This window comes from Pedobacter nyackensis, from assembly GCF_032678475.1.
GTDB classification, from domain to species: Bacteria; Bacteroidota; Bacteroidia; order Sphingobacteriales; family Sphingobacteriaceae; genus Pedobacter; species Pedobacter nyackensis_A.
Map to the genome: position 1 here is coordinate 434,737 of NZ_JAVTSF010000001.1, position 19,589 is coordinate 454,325.

Annotated in this window: 18 protein-coding genes and 1 tRNA gene; 4 read left to right on the forward strand and 15 right to left on the reverse strand. The window is 36.3% G+C overall.

Features of this window, described 5'->3' with window-relative positions; translation table 11 throughout:
- Positions 1–30: 30 nt before the first annotated feature.
- The 4 genes from R2Q84_RS01770 to R2Q84_RS01785 form a co-directional block, all read right to left on the reverse strand.
- The gene (locus R2Q84_RS01770) at positions 31–990 is read right to left on the reverse strand and encodes a transporter (RefSeq protein WP_316814802.1); all 960 of its coding nucleotides are present in this window, start codon (positions 988–990) and stop codon (positions 31–33) included.
- 71 nt (positions 991–1,061) lie between these two features.
- Positions 1,062–1,667 (reverse strand): PEP/pyruvate-binding domain-containing protein, encoded by a 606-nt coding sequence (locus R2Q84_RS01775; protein WP_316814803.1) that lies wholly within the window; start codon positions 1,665–1,667, stop codon positions 1,062–1,064.
- Positions 1,668–1,797: 130 nt separating this feature from the next.
- Entirely contained in the window at positions 1,798–2,574 is a 777-nt protein-coding gene (locus R2Q84_RS01780; RefSeq protein WP_316814804.1) for a hypothetical protein, read from the reverse strand.
- Positions 2,575–2,626: 52 nt separating this feature from the next.
- A tRNA-Lys gene (locus tag R2Q84_RS01785) sits at positions 2,627–2,702 on the reverse strand.
- 403 nt (positions 2,703–3,105) lie between these two features.
- On the opposite strand from R2Q84_RS01785, the gene R2Q84_RS01790 reads away from it, so the two are divergent.
- The 4 genes from R2Q84_RS01790 to R2Q84_RS01805 all read left to right on the forward strand — a co-directional run bounded on the left by R2Q84_RS01790 (position 3,106) and on the right by R2Q84_RS01805 (position 8,094).
- Positions 3,106–3,864, forward strand: coding sequence for a polysaccharide biosynthesis/export family protein (locus tag R2Q84_RS01790; protein ID WP_316814805.1), 759 nt, complete (start codon positions 3,106–3,108; stop codon positions 3,862–3,864).
- Positions 3,865–3,917: 53 nt separating this feature from the next.
- Complete coding sequence (locus R2Q84_RS01795; RefSeq protein WP_316814806.1) at positions 3,918–6,194, forward strand: GumC family protein; 2,277 nt, start codon at positions 3,918–3,920, stop codon at positions 6,192–6,194.
- A 115-nt stretch (positions 6,195–6,309) separates the two neighbouring features.
- The gene (locus tag R2Q84_RS01800) at positions 6,310–6,843 is read left to right on the forward strand and encodes a UpxY family transcription antiterminator (protein WP_316814807.1); all 534 of its coding nucleotides are present in this window, start codon (positions 6,310–6,312) and stop codon (positions 6,841–6,843) included.
- Between the two features lie 81 nt (positions 6,844–6,924).
- Complete coding sequence (locus R2Q84_RS01805) at positions 6,925–8,094, forward strand: DegT/DnrJ/EryC1/StrS family aminotransferase (RefSeq protein ID WP_316814808.1); 1,170 nt, start codon at positions 6,925–6,927, stop codon at positions 8,092–8,094.
- 117 nt (positions 8,095–8,211) lie between these two features.
- Here R2Q84_RS01805 and R2Q84_RS01810 read toward each other — a convergent pair whose 3' ends face one another.
- From R2Q84_RS01810 to R2Q84_RS01860, 11 genes are all read right to left on the reverse strand, one after another.
- Complete coding sequence (locus tag R2Q84_RS01810) at positions 8,212–8,589, reverse strand: helix-turn-helix domain-containing protein (protein WP_316814809.1); 378 nt, start codon at positions 8,587–8,589, stop codon at positions 8,212–8,214.
- A 162-nt stretch (positions 8,590–8,751) separates the two neighbouring features.
- Complete coding sequence (locus R2Q84_RS01815) at positions 8,752–9,807, reverse strand: GNAT family N-acetyltransferase (protein WP_316814810.1); 1,056 nt, start codon at positions 9,805–9,807, stop codon at positions 8,752–8,754.
- 12 nt (positions 9,808–9,819) lie between these two features.
- Positions 9,820–10,728, reverse strand: coding sequence for a hypothetical protein (locus tag R2Q84_RS01820; protein WP_316814811.1), 909 nt, complete (start codon positions 10,726–10,728; stop codon positions 9,820–9,822).
- A gap of 304 nt (positions 10,729–11,032) precedes the next feature.
- Positions 11,033–11,548: a GNAT family protein gene (locus R2Q84_RS01825; protein ID WP_316814812.1), complete on the reverse strand. Its 516-nt coding sequence runs from the start codon at positions 11,546–11,548 to the stop codon at positions 11,033–11,035.
- Positions 11,545–12,510, reverse strand: coding sequence for a hypothetical protein (locus R2Q84_RS01830; protein ID WP_316814813.1), 966 nt, complete (start codon positions 12,508–12,510; stop codon positions 11,545–11,547). Before R2Q84_RS01830 ends, R2Q84_RS01825 begins: the two co-directional genes overlap by 4 nt.
- Before the next feature lie 6 nt (positions 12,511–12,516).
- Positions 12,517–13,320 (reverse strand): phytanoyl-CoA dioxygenase family protein, encoded by an 804-nt coding sequence (locus tag R2Q84_RS01835; RefSeq protein WP_316814814.1) that lies wholly within the window; start codon positions 13,318–13,320, stop codon positions 12,517–12,519.
- A 17-nt stretch (positions 13,321–13,337) separates the two neighbouring features.
- The gene (locus tag R2Q84_RS01840) at positions 13,338–14,384 is read right to left on the reverse strand and encodes a GNAT family N-acetyltransferase (protein WP_316814815.1); all 1,047 of its coding nucleotides are present in this window, start codon (positions 14,382–14,384) and stop codon (positions 13,338–13,340) included.
- 14 nt (positions 14,385–14,398) lie between these two features.
- Complete coding sequence (locus tag R2Q84_RS01845) at positions 14,399–15,547, reverse strand: glycosyltransferase family 4 protein (protein WP_316814816.1); 1,149 nt, start codon at positions 15,545–15,547, stop codon at positions 14,399–14,401.
- A 93-nt stretch (positions 15,548–15,640) separates the two neighbouring features.
- Positions 15,641–17,029, reverse strand: a complete 1,389-nt coding sequence (locus tag R2Q84_RS01850) for a pectate lyase (RefSeq protein WP_316814817.1) — start codon at positions 17,027–17,029, stop codon at positions 15,641–15,643.
- A 231-nt stretch (positions 17,030–17,260) separates the two neighbouring features.
- A complete protein-coding gene (locus R2Q84_RS01855; protein WP_316814818.1) occupies positions 17,261–18,376 on the reverse strand; it encodes an NAD-dependent epimerase in 1,116 nt (371 codons plus the stop codon).
- A gap of 74 nt (positions 18,377–18,450) precedes the next feature.
- The gene (locus tag R2Q84_RS01860; RefSeq protein WP_316814819.1) at positions 18,451–19,572 is read right to left on the reverse strand and encodes a glycosyltransferase; all 1,122 of its coding nucleotides are present in this window, start codon (positions 19,570–19,572) and stop codon (positions 18,451–18,453) included.
- Between the last annotated feature and the right edge of the window lie 17 nt (positions 19,573–19,589).

The window sequence follows — 19,589 nt, forward strand, 5'->3', positions numbered from 1 at the left end:
TTTCTTATGTTATATCATTGTATGTCATATTTAATGCGAACCACTTGGGATCAAAATGTTAACGCCAGCTTGTACCGCTGTGCCTGCAAATCTATTTTTTGCTGCAAAATTTTGCGTCACCCTAGCCATCAGCCCGATTTTCTTTGGGGTAACCCAGTAGGAAACAAATCCGCCCAAACCAGCTATACGATCTGAAACAAAACCGCCATTTGTACCTTTATCATCACTGATCTGACTGGTATAGTGACTAAACAACCCAACCATATCTCCCCTGTTGTTTAACAGATAGGTACTTCCTAAATCAAAAGTCAAATGACTCCCTTCTTTAAAATCTGTATCTTTTTGCCAGCTGTTCATTTCCATTGTAGCAGCTAAAGTAATACCTACTTTAGTATCTGTATTAAGTCTTCCTGCAACTCTAATATTATGAGACCAATAGCCATGTCCTCCATTATCAAGACTACCAACTTCATATTTGCCTGTAGGCGCCCAAACACCATAATTCAATGCATAGTTAAATTTACCTTTAGTCCAGGAAAGCCAAACAGGCTGGATATACATATCACCAAAACCTAAACTTTTATTGGTAAAAACATAAGTACCAGAACCCGTCTGACTGGAATAATAGTCAAGTGCGATATTGGCGGTCGGACTATTTAAAGTCGGAATGATCATCATCCCCCAGTCGGCACCTAATACTTTGCCTTTCCCCCCATAAATAGCCATAAGGATAAAGGAATGTGTTTTTACATTTTGTTTGATATTAAGCGAAGTTGGGTTATCTGGAGCCGGATTAATCAATACATCTGATTTATCACCCGCACCATTGTAATAATCCATATTTGCAAATCCGTACCAAACTGGTATAATCCAACCAGGATGTGGTGCAAAATAATCACCGGGATTAAATGACGAGCCCGAGTAATGCCCTTGAGAAAAGGCAGTCATACAAGAGCAGCAAATGAGTAATAGGGTAGCAAATCTTTTCATAGAAACTGATTTTAAGCATTTAATTAAAAACACTTAACCAGGAGTTTAGTTTCTGCTATTTTAAATCCGTCTTATTCAGTGAATTCGAAGGAATTGTCGATGTCTGCAGGAATCATTTCCTGCACCCCTGCGGAGAGAAATATTTTGTTATGTCCATAGCCCTTGTCCTCTCTATACCTAATAGCCCTGTCACTATAAAGAGATGCATAACATTGTTTAATACTGTATAACAATGCATAATTTCCTTTAACATTTAAATAGGATTCGTGAAGACCTGCAAAATCTATTTCAGGATAGTCTTCCGCAATTGCACTGCTGCGAACAACAACCAGTTGGTTGCGATGTTCAAAAACTGATTCGTAAGTAGAGATAATGGCCATACCTATAGCATTGGTTAGCCGTCCGGACATAATTAATGTCCGGGCCTGTTTTCCAATTTCAGACAAATTATTGTAATCACTTCTGTTTAATTCTTTCATCAATTGGGAAAGTGGCCAGGTTAATTCATTGAAATGAAGAAAATGTCGGTATGCGGAAGCCGTAACTGCGAAACCCCTTGGTATGACCATTCCTTCCGGATTGAGTTGTTTAAACATTTCTCCCAGGGAGGCATTTTTTGCTCCAACCTCATTTATATCATTAATGCCCATTTCATTAAGTCTCTTGATATAGTCCATTAAGCAGAATTTGTTTTTAAAGCAAAAATCCTCAATTACAACACCTTAAACAATGATAACGGTCATTATTTGAAATGATACATCACACAAATAGCATCAGCTTAATGATAATAGTGCTAAAGAGGTTTTATTAAGACAGCATATGTGCAAGTATAGGTGCACATTTTTCGCGACATGGTGCATAAAACTCTCCATGTTTCCAATAGGCCGACTTAGGAGATAGTCCCCACCAAAACTCGGCCATTGCCAGAGGCTCCATTTTGTTCAAAAAAGCATATTGAAGCAGTTTTGGAGCGGCACACTCACCGGCACCTGCCGGCGGTTTCTGAGCGGCAGTGTGCCTAAATGCTTCCATCAGATTTTTTGATTGGCCTGCCTTGTTCAAAAAGTTATATTGCTCAAATATTTGATCTTGTAATGCCGTAGAGTGATTTTTCCTTAATGTCTTTAAACATTGAATTTCCTGAAGCAGAACAGGAGTTTCTATCGACTCTTCCAGTTTTCTGATTTTTTCGTTAATACGACTCAGCTCTTCCATTCCAGCATTTACAAAACCTCCGGCTTCCAATCCATCAAAAATTGGCGGAACAAATTTAGCGTGATGATTTCTACCCGCCAGTTTGCCAGAAAATGCGGCGATATATCCGAGTTTTCCTTCTTTATTGCGAACGACCAGTACACCAAACATTTTTCCGATCACAGCTCCCTCCACTCCTGCTAACAAACCAAAATTATGTTCCCAGTCTTGCTGATGCTTCAAATGAAACTGTAGTTGGGTTGCTGCCAGTTGACAAAGTGGATGAAGCTCGGTTTCGAGGGAAAAACTTAGGTTGGCAGCCAGTTCAGTAATTTCGGTTGACTCGCTAAATGGGGAGAATACTGAATTTTCGTGAACCTGACCGTACATTATTGAGTTTCAATTAATAAAAAAGCCCCACATTTCTGTGAGGCTTATATTCTGGTGATCCCGCTGGGATTCGAACCCAGGACCACTACATTAAAAGTGTAATGCTCTACCAGCTGAGCTACGGAATCATCTTCTGTTTGAAGAGGGTGCAAAGATAGAATTATTAATTTATTCTTCTAAATAAATTTTCAAAAAAAACACAACGTAAGTATAAGTTATTTATTACCAGCCTATTTATTTTGTTTTTACATATAAAAAACTAACGCAGCACCTGCTTAAACTGAATTAACAAAATTAGCTGGAAATATTCATGTAAAGAATAATAAACAGGTTGTAAAAAATTGTAAAGGATATGGATCAAACATTGTAAACTTATGTACAACAATGTACTTCATTTAGTGAACTTTTCTGTAAACATTTACAATTTGAGATACAACCTAGTTGAGCTCACATTTCTTGGTGTATAATTTCTATAACTTTATTCTACAAAAAAAAGAATAATCATTTAGTGAAATTTTAGTCTCAATCAAAATGAAAAATCTGTGTCTTTTTTTATCCATCTCAACGATTCTCCTGGCCTGCTCGCCTCAACGGGACCTTGTTTACTTTAGTAATCTCTCTGAAGTTGCAAATAGCCGAGTCAAAAGTGATACTGAGCTAAGACTTCAAAAGAATGATCAGCTAAGTATAGCTGTTAACAGCTTGAATACAGAGTATAATGTATTATTCGCCAATTCGAGTAGTGGCAGTACAAGCAACACCAATGTATCGACTGGAAAGGCCTCTATTAAGATCAACAGTAACGGAGCGATCAACTTACCCTTGCTGGGAGAGATCCCTGTTGAAGGGCTAACAATAGACGAGGCACAACAATTAATCACCAAAGAATTAAAGAAACAAATAAAATCGCCCGTGGTAACTGTTGAATTGGTGAACTTCAAAATTACTGTAATCGGTGAGGTGAACAAACCAGCATCACTTAATGTTCCGGGTAACCAGGTTAACTTACTGGAAGCCTTAGGGATGGCGGGAGACATGACCGTATATGGAAAAAGAAATAATGTTCTGGTAATTCGCGAGACCAATGGTGTTCGCAATATGACCAGGCTCAACCTAAATGATAAAAACGTTTATGACTCTCCTTATTTTCAATTGAAACAGAACGACATCGTTTATGTTGAACCTGACAAATCGAAAGAAAAAGAATTTAGTCCGAACAACCGCGCGCTCCCAATCATCACCGCATGCATATCGGCTGTTGCGGTATTAGCCACCGCTTTAATTAGATAAAGTGTTATTTATAGTATAGAACCATGAAAGCACCTGTTCAAACCACATCTGAAATGATAAAAAACCTAAAGGAAACCGTACAGAAGTATGCCAAATACTGGTATATCTTTATCCTCTCTATTGGTTTATGTTTTTTAGGTGCCTATCTCTATCTGCAAAGCACACCGCCGGTCTATAAAATCAGTAGTACTTTATTGATGGAGGATGATAAAAAAGGCGATGGTGAGGTAAAAGGAACAGCGTTCAGTGATCTGAATATGTTTAAAACTGATAAAAAAGTTGATAATGAAATGGAGGTTCTTCGTTCAAAAGATCTCATTCGACCGATCTTAAAAACATTATCCTTAGAAACTTCATATTTTCAAAAAAATGGTTTAAAAAAAACAGAATTATATGGCAGTAATTTACCGATAAATGTGAAACTATTGGGTATAAATCAGCTGGGGTATAGCAAAAAACTAACTATAAAACCAGCAACAGCAAGCACCTTTCTACTGGAAGACAAAGATGAGCATTGGGAATTACCTTACGGACAAACTATACAAAAACCAGGCTACAAAATAATAGTAAATAAAGGTCCGAATTTTGCTAAAAACACTAATCCTGTCGACATACGATTTAAAGACCTAAACCTGATGGCTGAGTTTTATAGTTTAAAAGGACTAACGATCCAGCCTATCGTAAAAGAAGGAAATACAATCACCGTCAGCCTAAATGACAATGTCCCTCAAAGAGGTTTAGACATTCTAACTTTATTGATTAATACATATAATGAAGAGAATGTAGTTAAGAAAAATATCATTGCAGTAAACACCATACGCTTTATAGACAATAGGTTGAAATATCTAAGCAAAGATTTATCAGTTGTTGAACAGGACGTAGAAAACTATAAACAGAACAACATGATATCTGACGTTGGTGTAGAAGCGGAAATGAATATATTGAAATCAGGCGAATACAGTCAGCTTCTCTCTTCTACTGATGCACAATTACGCGTTTTAGGATCACTGGAAAGGTATATGCAAAAGGGTAATCTTAACCTTGTGCCGAGTTCGTTAAACATCAATAACAATACCCTAAATGACCTAACCAATAAATTCAACGCTGTACAGCAGGAAAGGACACGAATGCTTCGTACTGCTGAAGAGGCCAGTCCGCTTGTACAAAATCTCACAGCTCAACTGGTAAGTTTAAAATCAGACATCCAGGAGAATCTTCAGAATATAAAAAGAGGTTTGCAGATTGAACGTAGTAACCTACAAGCCATGTCATCCAGGTTCAACTCCAAAATCCGTTCGGTTCCGGCAGTAGAGCGTGGGATTCTGGAAAGAAGTAGAGAACAAAGTGTTAAAGCCGGTTTGTACAAATATCTGCTTCAAAAAAGAGAGGAAACAACACTTTCACTTTCAGGCACTATGCCTACTTCCCAGATTGTTGATAAACCGGCTTACAACAGTGTTCCGGTTAGTCCCAAAAAACAGTTGGTCTATTTATTTGCCGGACTTGTAGGTTGCTGTGCTCCTGCCATGTTCTTTTATGGTAAGTCGGTGTTGAACAGCAAGGTAATGGATGTAAAAGATATTGAATTGTACACTGGCGTTCCCGTTTTAGGGGTGGTAAATCATTTGAAAAAGAATGAATCGGCTGTGATTGAACAAAACAGCAGATCAACCATTTCCGAATTGTTCAGGTACATTAGAAGCAACCTTCATTTTATGAATGGCGGTTTACCGGACCAGGTATTACTGATTACTTCCTGCATGAAGTCAGAGGGAAAAACATTTTTCTCGATTAACCTTGGAATGACGCTTGCATCTGTCAATAAAAAAGTTGTAATGCTGGAGTTTGATCTGCGTGCACCACAACTGTTACAGAAAATGCAGCTACAATCCAAAATTGGGATTACCGATTATTTGTTAGATGATGATCTCACTATCGATGATTTGCTTTTGCAATCAAGACAATACAAAGACGTAGTACTGATTGATTGTGGTACCATACCTGATAACCCTGCAGAACTTATGATGCACCCAAAAATTGGTCATTTGATTGAAGAACTGAAATCAAGATTTGATTATGTGATTATTGATACTGCTCCTGTTGGACAAGTTGCTGATGCTTTTAGCTTATCGCCCTATACCGACGTAAGTATATACCTTGTCCGCTATAATTACACAAACAAATTGCAACTGAATGTTTTAAAAGATATAATTTACTATAAAAAACTGACCAATCCTATGGTGGTTTTTAATGATGCAAAATTAGAAAATACGAATACCTATGGATACGGTGGATACGGATATGGACTAGAATTGTCAAAAAAATATTGAGTTATCCCTAAATATCGAGCTTTAAAGAGAAGAGATTACGTGAGTGATGTAGCGAAGCTCTGCGCTTTTAGTATTGGCCATCCCTAATTGCCATTGCACTCTAAATATTCTTGATATGGAAAATTCGTTCGGTAGCCGGACCGCCTGGAACAGACGCTGGCTAGTTGTTTACACTCGTCCCCGTTGGGAAAAAAAAGTAGACAGACTACTAAAATTGCAGGACATAAAATCGTATTGTCCGCTTAAAAGGGTTACAAGTCAATGGTCGGACAGAAAAAAGTCAGTCGACTTTCCCTTGTTTAGCGGATATGTGTTTGTTTGGGTCAGTGAGCGCGAGGAGTATAAAGTAAGACAAACTTTAGGTGTATTAAATTTCATTTACTACATGGCCAAACCAGCTGTAATAAAGGACAGTGTAATTGAAAAAATAGAACACCTGTTAAGGACGGAGGGCGATTTTGAGGTCATCGATTCTCAGGAGCTTAATCCTGGTGATCGGATCCGTATTAAAAGTGGCATCTTCTATAACCAGGAAGGTACGGTCATTAAAGTACAGGGAAAAAATGTACTGATGGTTTTTGACCATTTGAATTGTGCTCTGGTTAGCAGTACACCTATAAACAATGTAATGCTGAGCACGGCAATTTAAAATTGAGTGTAGCCGTCTGACTGCTGGCGGCCTTTACGCTACCTCAAAGAAGCAGTGATCCAACCACCTTATTCTAAAAAAATGATTCCGGTAACCAAACCTTTTCTTCCTAGAGAAGATGAATTTAAAGAATACCTGGACAGTATCTGGGAACGTCAATGGCTGACTAATAATGGTCCATTATTAAACGACTTTGAATTAAAACTTAAAGAGTATTTAGGTATTAGACACTTACTTTATGTATGTAATGGTACTTTTGCGCTACAGCTTGCTATAAAAGCTCTGGAACTTAAGGGAGAAATCATTACTACGCCATTTTCCTATGTAGCTACTACCAGCAGTATTGTATGGGAAGGCTGCGAGCCTGTGTATGTAGACATTGACCCTGAGACGTTTAACATTGATCCAACTAAAATAGAAGCTGCCATAACACCTAAAACGTCTGCAATACTCGCTACGCATGTTTATGGCAACCCCTGCGACATAGATGCCATACAGCAAATTGCAAACAGATATGGCTTAAAAGTTATTTATGACGCTGCACATTGCTTTGGTACAATGTATAAAAACAAATCTGTGTTTGAATACGGAGACATCAGTGCAACCAGTTTTCATTCGACTAAATTGTTCCATACCATTGAAGGTGGTGCTGTTTTTACCCGGGACCCGGATTTACTTAAAAAGATGTTATATCTCAGAAACTTTGGACACAATGGTCCGGAGGAATTCGCCAGCCTGGGTGTAAATGGCAAAAATTGTGAATTCCATGCTGCTATGGGTTTGTGTAACCTAAAACATGTAGATGAAATTCTGGCACAACGAAAACTACTTTCTGAACACTATTTCACAAGGCTAAAAAATATCAATGCCAGATTCCCGAAATTGAATCAGAACAAGGATTATAACTATGCCTACTTCCCGGTGTTGTTTGATACAGAAGAGTTAAGAATTAAATGTATGGAACAACTGGAACTTGCAAAGATATACTGCCGCAGGTACTTTTCGCCGGCCCTTTCCACCCTTCCCTATGTTAAACAGGTAAAAATGCCTGTATGTGACGATGTGGTAAAAAGGATATCGTGCCTCCCACTTTATCATAGTTTAACGTTCCCGGATTTAGATATGATTTGTCGTATCATTGAAAGAACCCAAAATTATAACATTACAATACCTACTGAACAGAAAAACTTTGGTGTAATCATTGCAGATAAAATTGAAACCGAAATCAATGACCTAAAATCACTGAAATAAATTGGTATAGAAAACCATATAGCAAACCCTACATTTCCCTTATTAATTTCAAAAAAAAAGGAAGCTATCTCAAATCGAGATAGCTTCCTTTTTTTTTGAAATTGGCAGGTATTTCTTTTAGTACTCGTGACTACTTGAATGTGAGTTACGGCTCAAGAGCTCATTGTATTTTTCGAGTAATCTGATGTATTTATTCATCCAGTAACTAACTGAATTAGAAAAGGCTTCTTCTCCTTTGGTATCAGCCCCCATAAAAAGACGGTCATTATAAATACTCTCACCGTTTAACCTGGCAAAGTCGTCGGGAAATTCTTTAGAAAAATCGTGTTTAATTGCACTCCCTATCTTACAAATGATGTCAAGACTGAGTGTCTCCTGATGAAACCAATTGTATATGGTTCGTCTACTTACCTGTAATTTTCTAGAAAGCTCACTTACGCCTACATGATCCGCCCTCACAGCGCGCTCAATTACCTGACCTACATTTAAACTCATCGCAATTAATTTAAATTTACTAATAGATTGATAAAAGACTTACCCCAGATGATTACTTATCTAAGATAAGAAAATTTTAGTTACAAAGCAAACCTAAAGAAGCCAACTTTTCCTTAAATTATACTTTCTATCCCCTCCGATTTTCCCTTCTGGAGTTGGTATTTATTTGATATCGGCTATACTCATAGCGTTTGCTACAGACCGATATAATGGGAAAAAATCAACATTTGTATTCCTGTCAATTCCAAGTTTATCAACTAAAGAATCATAGACTGACTGGTTAACTATATATCGCAAACTTTTGTAATCCATATGAAGATCTGAAAAGGATGATTTCCATCTGAATAAAGTATCTTCTTTAAAGCCAACCCCACCTCCGAGATGCAGATATTTCATCCCTTCTTTTCTGCCCAGTAACGAAATCTCATCGACTAAAAACTTAGCAGGTGATTCATTTAAATAAGCACTTTTGGTAGCAATCAAATGACCTTGAATGACACCATGGGTAAAAGTAATAAGTGTCGCACACATGACTTCTTCTTCGAAACAAACCAACAATAAACGACAATCAAATTCATCGGAATTTATCAGATCAACGAAGTATTGCCGATTAAACAAATAATAATCAGTAGAATGAATACGTTGCATATTCTCTGTATATATTTCCATAAAAACCTCGATATCTTCTATCCCCTTACTTTCTTTAATATAAAGCCCCTTTTTCCAACTTCTTTTTATCGCCCGATATGTATCTGAGCTATATTTTTTACGCTGATCATCAATAGGCAGTCCCAAATCAAGTGCCACGGTTTTACCATTTTCATGAGTTCCATTAAAATCATTTATCAACCTATCCTGACTAAAAAATGGATGAAGTCTTGAAAAAACCGAAACAATCTGTTCACGTTTAAGAAAATCTAAAAATGCTTCTTTAAAACTGCTGATCAGCTCACAATTGATATTTTGATTTTCTTTATTGGATATGGGTCCAACATAACCATAAACAGAACTTAAATCAAAAAAATGTGTCTCAGGAATTTCTCTTTTCAAGAATGGAAATGCGATGTAATCATTCCCCTCTTCGTAAACAAAGAGCATTGCAATGCCACTCTGATCTAATGCATGATAATACCAGGTGTGGTAAAAGTCATAAACAAAGGCATTTTTAACATAAAAATTCCATTCGTTTTTTTGGGCCAAGGTGATAACTTTAATCATGATCGCTATGTTTTAATTTAAATGGTATTGTTTTAATAGTTCTTCTTCTCGAGATTCTTTAAACTTACTGGCTGATCTGATGATCACCCTGGTCTTACGCCAACCTATGTTTTTCATCTTATAGACTTCCTGGTATAACCACAATGAAGTAAACAACACCAGGTAATCATCAAAATACTTATGACTGGTTAACATATAAAAGATCAATGCAAATGACACATAAAAAATAGAAGGATTTTGTTCAAAAAAATGGAGACTACTCATGGTAACATATCCATATATCCACAAAAAATAGAACAACGCAAAGATGCCTGCTTCTCCCATAATCATCAAAAATGTATTGTGTACATCAACCTGAATTGTAAAATGAATATCCTCTCCTTCCGCAATCTGACCATATCCATTACCCCATATCGGGTTCTTCAAAATTTTATCATAATAAAGTGTCCATGTTTCAGTTCCTGCTCCTTCATTTAGTTTACCCTCTATCGTTGCACCAGAAACACCCGAAAAAGCATTCATTCGTTGTGTGTTAAGGTGTAATTTATCGCCAAACGAAATAAATGCAGCCAGAAAAACCAGACATACAGCAAGCTTAACTATGTTCCTGGTGTTTGCAAATACGGACAAAAGATTAATTAACAGCCAAACTACCAGGAATGTTATAGAGAAGGTAACCAGGCCTGCAACTGTAAACAAGATCTGTCCGATGATTTTTAGATTTTTGTTGTTAACGGTTAAGCCCATCGAGTAACCTAAAACACAGACATAGGCGGCAAAATTTGCATTTAGATATAATCCGCTACTTATATCTCCAGCTTTTGTTACAAAAATAGCTTCGTAAATTATGCTTAGACACCCAATTAGTAATATGCCATATATTTCCTCATTTTTAACATCTCTGAGTACTGTTGACATCATGATTATAAAAATGAAGTACTTTATAAATGTGCTTAGAAGTGTCTCGGAAAATTGAGCATTGACAATTATAGAGATTAAAAAAAATAAGATTCCGAAGATAATAAAGTGGGCATTGGGCTTTTCCTTTTTAGATAAAAAGTAATAAACAATGATAGAAAGAAAGATGCAGTAGTTTAAAATAGTACCAAGACTGACACTATAATGTACCAATGAATAACCAGGAATATTACATAAGATCAATAGCAGAATGACGAATTTCAAATATTTCATACACCTATTATTTAGACACAAAATGAAGCTGTTTCTATAAACCGAATGATGGGTTTTTGCTGCTAAATGCAGCTTTGGTAATCGTCATTTCTCTAAAACCACTTTTTTCGTTTTTACCAGTATACGTAAAGCCGATCTTCTCATAAAGTTTCCATGCAGGAATATTTAATGAATTAACCTCCAGCAATACTTTTTTTAATTTGAGTTCTGAAAAAGCATAGTACAATACGATCGTTGTTGCCTTCTGTGAGATTCCCCTTCCCCAATACTTTTTTTCTCCAATGAATATATGAAACCAGGCTTTTTCATGATCAATATCTATCAATTGTACATTTCCGATGTATTGTTTGTTGGTCAACAGACAAATCGCAAATCTCTTCTCATTCGTTTTCTTCAACTTACTGCTCAACCATTTTGTTTCTATCTCACGTGAAATATGCCGATCAGGTTTAAACTCAGTGTATTTCCAAATTTCAGGATTATTTCTCCATTTGTATGAGACCCTGGCGTCGGCCAGTTCGAGCGGCCTTAAATAGATCAATACATTCATATTATCTTTTTTAAAACATCGACCATATATGCCATATCATCTAAACCATACCGCTGATCTACAGGCAAATAAACAGTACGTTTGGTTAGCTTATACTCGTACATATCATCTGTTGTCCATTTGAGTACATTTGGCCAAAAGGTAGGAACGAATATCTTTTTTTCTATCAATTTTGCTTTTATACCTTTTTTTGAGACCAATAGCGGGTATACCATTGCAGGTACCTCATCCGGAAAATCTACAGCTAATTCATTAGCCAAAAACAGGTTATCATTTAAAAACTTAAAATTTTCAATTCGTTTATTTTTACTTTCCTTGTAATTGACATTACAAAGCAGCGCCTGCGTTAAGTACGACATAGATTTAATGTCATTGTCTTTTAACTTTGCCTCGTTTTCCAGAAAATCGGCATAACTATGCTCAATGCCATGATCTATACTACTGGTTAAATGCCCCACTCTATTGGCAGAGCTATCTTTTTCGAGCACCAAGCGTTCGTCGGTATCGATTTGGAGATATGCCCCATCTGGAACGCCAAAGAATTTACGACAAGAATAAAAAGTATCTATACCGGGTAAAGGTTTTGAAAAGAACGCCTGCGCATTGTCTATAATCAGGTTATCGACATTTTCTCTAAGCCACTTAACCGTATCTTGTTTCAGTCCGAAATAGTTGGTATATAACAAACATTCTGTAGGCCCAATTTCAAAATCAAATATTGGTTCCAACTCTTTGTTAATACTATAAAACTGGTATTGGATATTTAGCCTAACAATAGGCTCCAGCATTACTTCACAAGTATAATATGGAAGATATACTTTGGTGTAACCTCTGATGATGAGCACATATTCCAATGCATTTCTGGATGTGTTCAGTTTAATCAGATCCGGATAATATTCCTTCCCCTGCTCCAGGGTCAGTTGAAAATACCCGCCGATAGTTTTAGCTGTCTGGCTTTCCATAATCTATTACCCTTGTCCTGGTTGATACATCCTTAAATGCACCGGTTGATAAAATTCAGATAAGTTTGCAGGAATACGCGCATTGTAACCTATCACCTGTCGTAGGTTATCATTTAAAGATTCTCCGAATTCGTACCCTAAAAAACGTGGAAAATCAAACTGTGGCTTAAAATAGGGCTTAGTGAAGCTTAAGGTAAGTACCCTCCTTGGATTGTCTGTATAGTTTTTCCCTGCAGCGTGCCATAAATTAGAGTCAAACAAAATAATACTCCCTTTTTTAGCTATTGCCCTATCTGCGTTTCTATAAAAATATTCATCATCTGGTTTGTTATCTGTTTTATGAGAACCGGACAGCAAATAGGTAGCCCCATTGTCGACGGTAAAATCATCCAAAAGTACGATCATTTGAATCATCATTTTTAGATCACCAGTAAAGGTTCTCAAATCCCTATGTACATTTTGCACGTATGGCCGATCATTTTTCATATTAATAACACCACTTATCCCATTCAAAATGTAATTACCTTCCAGAAAATGTCGCATTTCCTTATTACAGAACATCTGGTTCAGAAAATATAATCCAAAATTCTCCTGCTCTAATATATGATGAAGTGTCCCCTCCATATTGGTCTCTATTCCATTTTCTATCTGAACCTGTCGTCTGACGTGGTATGCGTCTACTAAGTCGTCTTGAATTTTATTTACCAATTCAAGAGTCAGGGCATTTTCATAAACTACCCAACCATATTGGCTAATTGCATTTTGGAAATCAGCCAGTGTAGCTTCTGCGTAATTAAATCTATTATTCATCGCTATATCGTTTTATACTAAACATTTCTGTACAATGGGAAGTATTCTTTATTGTCTTTGACATTTTTTTGAATGATTAGCTGATTATAGGTATGTTCATCAGCTACATAACACCAGATATTATCTTCCAGAATAAGATTGGAAAAAGAGCGTTTAAACCTAAAGAGCGTGTCTTCACGCCCCCCTACTCCTCCTCCGAGATGAAAAAACTTCATCCCAAGTTCTCTTCCTATTAGGCTAATTTCATCAGTTAACAATTTGCTTGGTGAAAAGTGAATATGAGATTCATTGGTGGCTGATAAATGATTTCTGATTACCCCTTCTAACCACATGACTGTGGCTCCACAAATCATTTCACGACCATCATACATCAACAGCAACCTACAATTAAACTCCTCACTTTCAATAAGATTAGTAAAATAATCTTCATCAAAAAAGTAACTCTGATCGGCATGTACCCTGAGCATATTATTGTTATACATCTTGGTAAATAAGCGAACCTCTTCTTGTGTATCGGCATATTTAATTAGAAAATTTCTTTTTCTGAGTTGCCTGATTTGCCTATATAACCTTTTATCGTACTTACCGCGTTGTTCCTCTAGCGTTTGAACGAGATCAATATATACGGTCTTCCCGTTATTGCGAATTTCCCCCATCTTTTTCAACACCAAACGTTGATCAATAAATGGGTTTAGCCTGGAAAATACACTAACCGCCCGATTATGTTGCATAAAATCAGCAAATGAATATCTGAAACGTTCTATAACCTTATCATTAAGAGAATTAAATTGTTTGTTAGAAATTGGACCTGTATATCCATAACTTGAGGTAAAATCGCAGAAATCAGCATCCTCAATTTCTCTTTTTAAAAGTGGTAGTGCAATAAACATATCATCTTCTTCATATACAAAAAGTATTGGCTCGCCTCTTTTATCGAGGTTATGATAATGGAGCGTGTGATAGATGTCGTGATCGGCTGACTTTTTCAGATAGCCAGCCCATTTTTCGGGTTCGGTGATGATCTTGTATTTGGTGTTAACCAAAGCATCTTGCGTATTAGCCATTTTTTTTATGTTTGTTAGCTCAGCTCCATAATTTTAAGCATTGCTGCATTAACTAAATTGACGTCAAACTTCTGTTTGGCAAATCTTCTTCCGTTAAGCCCATAGACAAGAATATCTCTGGAATGATTAATATAATGTTCCATCTTTGCTGCAAGAGCTGAAATATTTTTTATTGGAATTAAAAAGCCATTGGGCTGCTTTGCAGAAGGATTGATGGTTTCCCGGCACCCAACGGAATCGCAGGTAATAACCGCTCTTCCCATCGCCATGCCTTCCAGTATGCATCTCGGAACACCTTCACCGTAATAGGAAGGTAAGACTACAATAGAAGCGTTTCTGATGTAAGGCTTAACGTCATCAACCTGTCCAATGTATTGGATCACTTCTCCTGATCGGATATTGGCATACAATTCAGGATCAATGGCGTCGATATTACCATCGTAAGCGCCTATGAGCTTAAATTTTATCCCAGGAAATTTTTCCCTGACCAGTTTTGCAGCTTCGTAGAACTCTTTAACGCCTTTTGCATTGATTAAACGAGATATCATCAGAAAACTGATAACTTTAGTCTCGGGAACTGAATAGGTATAATCAGTGAGATCTACCCCCGAACCATTTACGACAAAAGCCTGGTGCTTTATACCAATTATCCCTGATGCTACCAATCTAAGATAGTCATCCCTGTTTTGAAAAATGATACGGATTCTTTTGTTTGCACTTAAACTAAACTTTAGCATTACTTTAGTAATTGTGCTTACCCATCGTTTCTTTGTGTTCTTATCTGTAAAATTATAACCCAGACCGGTTAACATGGGGGTAATGCAATCTATTTTGCATAGGTTCGCGACAACGGTTCCATATATTACTGGCTTAAATGTATATGGGAAAAATATATCTGGCTTAATTTCTTTAATGAGATGATACAGCTGAACGATGTACTTAAGATCAGAAAAAATAGAAATATTGTTCCCTTTTAACTCATTTTCATATACCGTAACATTCAGACTTTTTAGCTTTTCCTTAACATGCTCTTGTGAAATCTTGGGTGTAAAAACGTAAACATCGTTTTTAGCCACTAGTTCTTCAATGAGCTTACCCCGGAATTGCAATAAAGTTCTGGATGAATTACAAGCAATTAGTACTTTCTTTCTGTTAGCTGTCATGACATTAAATTTAAAAATTGGGTTAAACCACAAAGCCACCTGACTTACAGTCAGATGGCTTTGATTCTAGCTATTTAAATTAGTTTTTACATATTATAATGTTGCTCCTGATCCTTTGGTTACAACACCTGGAACATTTGCAGCTGAATTGAATCCAGTTTTATAGTCGTAAGTTGGTACCCAACTTGAAGCTGCAGTAGTAATGATATTTTTACCACAGTTATCGAATACATTGGTATTTAAACCACTAATAACACCAGCTTGCGGACTAAGCTCAGTTCTGATTGGAAGCTTTGTATTTTTGAAGTAATTGTTATCTACTCTTACAGTTGCCCCCATTAAAGAACTCACAAATCCAGCATTATCGTAGTAGTTGTTGAATGCGTGAACAGTTCCATATCTTACATTTGGACAACGTTCTGAAACATTATAGAAATAGTTATTGTGTACAGTAACATGAAGTTTACCAACAGATTCTGGTTCGTTGTAACTAAATCCAATTAACATTGCTTTATGATTGTCATGTAGTTTATTCCATGATAAAGTAACATAATCAGCACCAGTACCTACATCCAGTAATCCATCGTAGTAATCCCAGTCACTTACGCGCTCAGACCAAAGCTCATTGTGATCCACCCAAACGTGGTGTGATCCTGCTTTGATGATGATATTTGAATAGGTCTTAACCTTACTGATCTTCATATTTCTGATGATGATATTGTTCTTTCCAAAAATAAACAAACTAGCACCAACCAATTCAGATCCTGGAAGTCCCAATATTGTCTTATTTGATTCTACTCTAAGTAAACCTGAACCTGTAATTTTTCCAGAAACCTGAATGATTGCAGGGCCGGTTGCAGTTACAGCACTTTGTAAAGCTGCAAAAGTTGTTACAGTTACAGTTTTACCACCTTTACCACCAGTTGTTTTACCATTAACAGATGCATAACCAATTGGCTCATCTCCATTAACCGGAGGAACAGTAGGTGAAGTCGGCTCTTCCGGCTTTACCGGCGGCGGAGTTGTTACTCCTTGTCCATTAACTGTATAAGTATATTTTCTACCATTTGTTTTTGGATTTGAATTATCCGAAGCAGAAAGATACAAGAAACCTGATTTGTGACTAAAACGACCTTTACCTTTGGTACGGATATCAACATGAGCACTGTGTGCCGGGCCAATTTCTACACCATTTTCAAATACTTTCAAGGTAGAAGCAGTAGGTTGTGTGTTTGAATCACTGGTAAGTTTAGCATCCATTGGAATCCTAAACGCATAACCTTCATTGGGAACTGCACTTGCAACATTAACATTGAATACGCTTGAATTTACGGGAGCTGCGCTTTGTGTATCTACAGAAGTAGGAACGTCGGTAATTAAATTATCTACACCATCCTTTTTACATTGGCTAAATGTTAAAGCTGTAGATAGTAGTAAACCCAGGATACACACTCTTTTTAATTTTTCTTTAAATCTTTCCATTAATAACTTTGTTTTTTAAAATTAATCTTCTAACGCGACTCGCGAAAAAAGATTGTATCCTAAAAGTTACAAAGCAAATTAAGAAATGGATATCAATTTTTTCAATAAAATAGCTCTACGTGCTCTCAGCACTGTTTATTTTACTTCACAATATTGTAAAGGCGGTTTACAGTTTTCAAAATATAATTTTTTAATGAGATCAATCAGACACAACTTAACCAATGGTTAAAATCAGAGCCGCCACATTGCATGTTGAAACTGTGTTTCCATCATAGCTGGGCTTATAGAATATTCTGGAGCACAATAATGCATTTTATACCAGTTAACAAAATTACGCACACCTTCTTTTACCGATACTTTAGGCTGATAATTTAATTCGGTTTCCAAACCTGAAACATCTGCCCATGTATCTGCAACGTCACCATCCTGCATAGGTAAATATTTCTTATTGGCAACTACACCGATATTATTTTCTATTTCTTGAATAAATTCTAAAAGACTAACAGGAGCCCCCCTGCCAATATTAAATATACTATAAGGTGCTTTTGAACTTGATGGATCAGGACGAAGTGCGTCCCAATTGGAATTTCTTTTTGCAGGTTTATCTATTAAACGCACTATCCCTTCAACAATATCATCTATATAGGTAAAATCTCTGCTCATATTTCCATTGTTAAAAATTTCTATTGGCTTACCTTCTAGTATTGATTTGGTAAAAATAAATAAAGCCATATCTGGTCTGCCCCAGGGGCCATATACTGTGAAAAAGCGTAAAGCAGTTGTAGGCAAATTAAACAGATGGCTATAAGCGTGTGCCATTAACTCATTACTTTTTTTAGATGCTGCATATAAAGACACAGGATGGTCGACGTTATTTTTGACAGAAAAAGGCATTTTTTTATTTAAACCATAAACGCTTGAAGAACTGGCATATAATAAATGGTTAATTTTTGCATATCTACAGCATTCTAAGATATTTAAAAATCCATTAATATTTGATTCTATATAGGCCTCGGGGTTGGTTAGACTATAACGAACCCCTGCCTGAGCGGCCAGATTACAAACCGCATCTAATTTATGTTCGTCGAATATATTTTGCAGTGCAGCTCTATCCGTCAGATCTGCCTTGATAAACTTATAACCAGAATATTTTTCACTTTTTACTTCTTCGCCATAGCGAATTTGTTTTTGCAATACTCCGTGTTCTTTTAATCTGGCATATTTTAAATTCACATCGTAGTAGTCATTAATATTATCGACGCCAACAACCTCATCTCCCCTTTCTAATAAACGTTTTGCCAAATGAAAACCGATAAAACCGGCTGTACCTGTTACTAAAACTTTCATAATTCTTTGGTTTTAAATAATGTTTGAAATATTCGTAGTGTCAAGCCGAAGAGAATTAAGGCTCTTTTTTACAATCAATAAGAATCAACTACCGTTAAGGTGGCGTCAGTACATTTAGGACGGAGCCTATTGGCTTCCCTTAAAATTGAATTTATATAATTTTTTGGTGTACGATCTTTAAAGTAATCTTCTATAACATTGTTTTTGGAATTGTCGCATAGAACAGAATTAATTGCCTCCGTTAACGCATGAACATTATTAGCTTTAACTTTAATGATATCGGGTATAGCTTCAATACCTCCTGCACATAATGTTGAAACTACAGAGGAAGCACTTACAGCCATCATTTCTAGTAAAACATTTGGGAATCCCTCTCTAACTGAGGAAACGACACATAATTTTGCCTTTTTGAAATATGGTATAGGATTATCAATATGCCCCATAAGAATTACGCGTTCCTCAAGACCAATATCTTTTATTAAATTGTTAAGATTTCTCCTTTCGGTGCCTTCTCCTAGTATTAACAATTTTAAATTACTATGTTGCAATGCAATATTTGCAAATGCATTTATCAATATTGAAAAGCCCTTTTCAGTTATTAATCTTCCAGCTGAACAAATAAAATCGGAATTAACAATCTTTTCATTTAAAGGCTCCTCTGCTTTTTTCAATATATGATTTAAGTTCACTGGGTTTCCTTTTGTTAAGACTTTATATTCTGGAATGAATTTATTCTGTTCCAACAGCTGGTTCTTCATTATATCTGTTTGACAGATAATTAGATTGACAGCTGGATAACCTAATTTATATGCTATTTGATAGGTCCATTTTTTAACTCCTTTGTAGCGGGTAAATACGGAGGTGCACTCGCGGACAAGCAAATCCGATTTTATATACCCAATTCGCTTAAGCATACCTAAATACGAGTTAAGATAAGGATGTGTGCTAATAATGGTGTAATCCTTTCTATAATGATAAAGAGCCTTAATAAGCTTTAGAAAACCTATCAACATAAGCCCGTTAGTCAGGTAGCTAACTTTCAACCATCCGGGCACAAATAATCTGGATTTTTTTATGTGTTTCAGAAAAATTATGGGACTACCAGTTTCCGCTGCAACCATACATAAAATATTTTCTGCGCCTCCAACGGTATCCGACATTGACACGAATAGTAATTTGTCTGAATTTGATTCCATTTTTTTAAAATAATAGC

Excerpts from the sequence above, each read along its gene's own strand:
- R2Q84_RS01770 (WP_316814802.1), bottom strand. The coding sequence starts at position 990 with ATGAAAAGATTTGCTACCCTATTACTCATTTGCTGCTCTTGTATGACT.
- R2Q84_RS01775 (WP_316814803.1), bottom strand. The coding sequence starts at position 1,667 with ATGGACTATATCAAGAGACTTAATGAAATGGGCATTAATGATATAAAT.
- R2Q84_RS01780 (WP_316814804.1), bottom strand. The coding sequence starts at position 2,574 with ATGTACGGTCAGGTTCACGAAAATTCAGTATTCTCCCCATTTAGCGAG.
- R2Q84_RS01790 (WP_316814805.1), top strand. The coding sequence starts at position 3,106 with ATGAAAAATCTGTGTCTTTTTTTATCCATCTCAACGATTCTCCTGGCC.
- R2Q84_RS01795 (WP_316814806.1), top strand. The coding sequence starts at position 3,918 with ATGATAAAAAACCTAAAGGAAACCGTACAGAAGTATGCCAAATACTGG.
- R2Q84_RS01800 (WP_316814807.1), top strand. The coding sequence starts at position 6,310 with ATGGAAAATTCGTTCGGTAGCCGGACCGCCTGGAACAGACGCTGGCTA.
- R2Q84_RS01805 (WP_316814808.1), top strand. The coding sequence starts at position 6,925 with ATGATTCCGGTAACCAAACCTTTTCTTCCTAGAGAAGATGAATTTAAA.
- R2Q84_RS01810 (WP_316814809.1), bottom strand. The coding sequence starts at position 8,589 with ATGAGTTTAAATGTAGGTCAGGTAATTGAGCGCGCTGTGAGGGCGGAT.
- R2Q84_RS01815 (WP_316814810.1), bottom strand. The coding sequence starts at position 9,807 with ATGATTAAAGTTATCACCTTGGCCCAAAAAAACGAATGGAATTTTTAT.
- R2Q84_RS01820 (WP_316814811.1), bottom strand. The coding sequence starts at position 10,728 with ATGATGTCAACAGTACTCAGAGATGTTAAAAATGAGGAAATATATGGC.
- R2Q84_RS01825 (WP_316814812.1), bottom strand. The coding sequence starts at position 11,548 with ATGAATGTATTGATCTATTTAAGGCCGCTCGAACTGGCCGACGCCAGG.
- R2Q84_RS01830 (WP_316814813.1), bottom strand. The coding sequence starts at position 12,510 with ATGGAAAGCCAGACAGCTAAAACTATCGGCGGGTATTTTCAACTGACC.
- R2Q84_RS01835 (WP_316814814.1), bottom strand. The coding sequence starts at position 13,320 with ATGAATAATAGATTTAATTACGCAGAAGCTACACTGGCTGATTTCCAA.
- R2Q84_RS01840 (WP_316814815.1), bottom strand. The coding sequence starts at position 14,384 with ATGGCTAATACGCAAGATGCTTTGGTTAACACCAAATACAAGATCATC.
- R2Q84_RS01845 (WP_316814816.1), bottom strand. The coding sequence starts at position 15,547 with ATGACAGCTAACAGAAAGAAAGTACTAATTGCTTGTAATTCATCCAGA.
- R2Q84_RS01850 (WP_316814817.1), bottom strand. The coding sequence starts at position 17,029 with ATGGAAAGATTTAAAGAAAAATTAAAAAGAGTGTGTATCCTGGGTTTA.
- R2Q84_RS01855 (WP_316814818.1), bottom strand. The coding sequence starts at position 18,376 with ATGAAAGTTTTAGTAACAGGTACAGCCGGTTTTATCGGTTTTCATTTG.
- R2Q84_RS01860 (WP_316814819.1), bottom strand. The coding sequence starts at position 19,572 with ATGGAATCAAATTCAGACAAATTACTATTCGTGTCAATGTCGGATACC.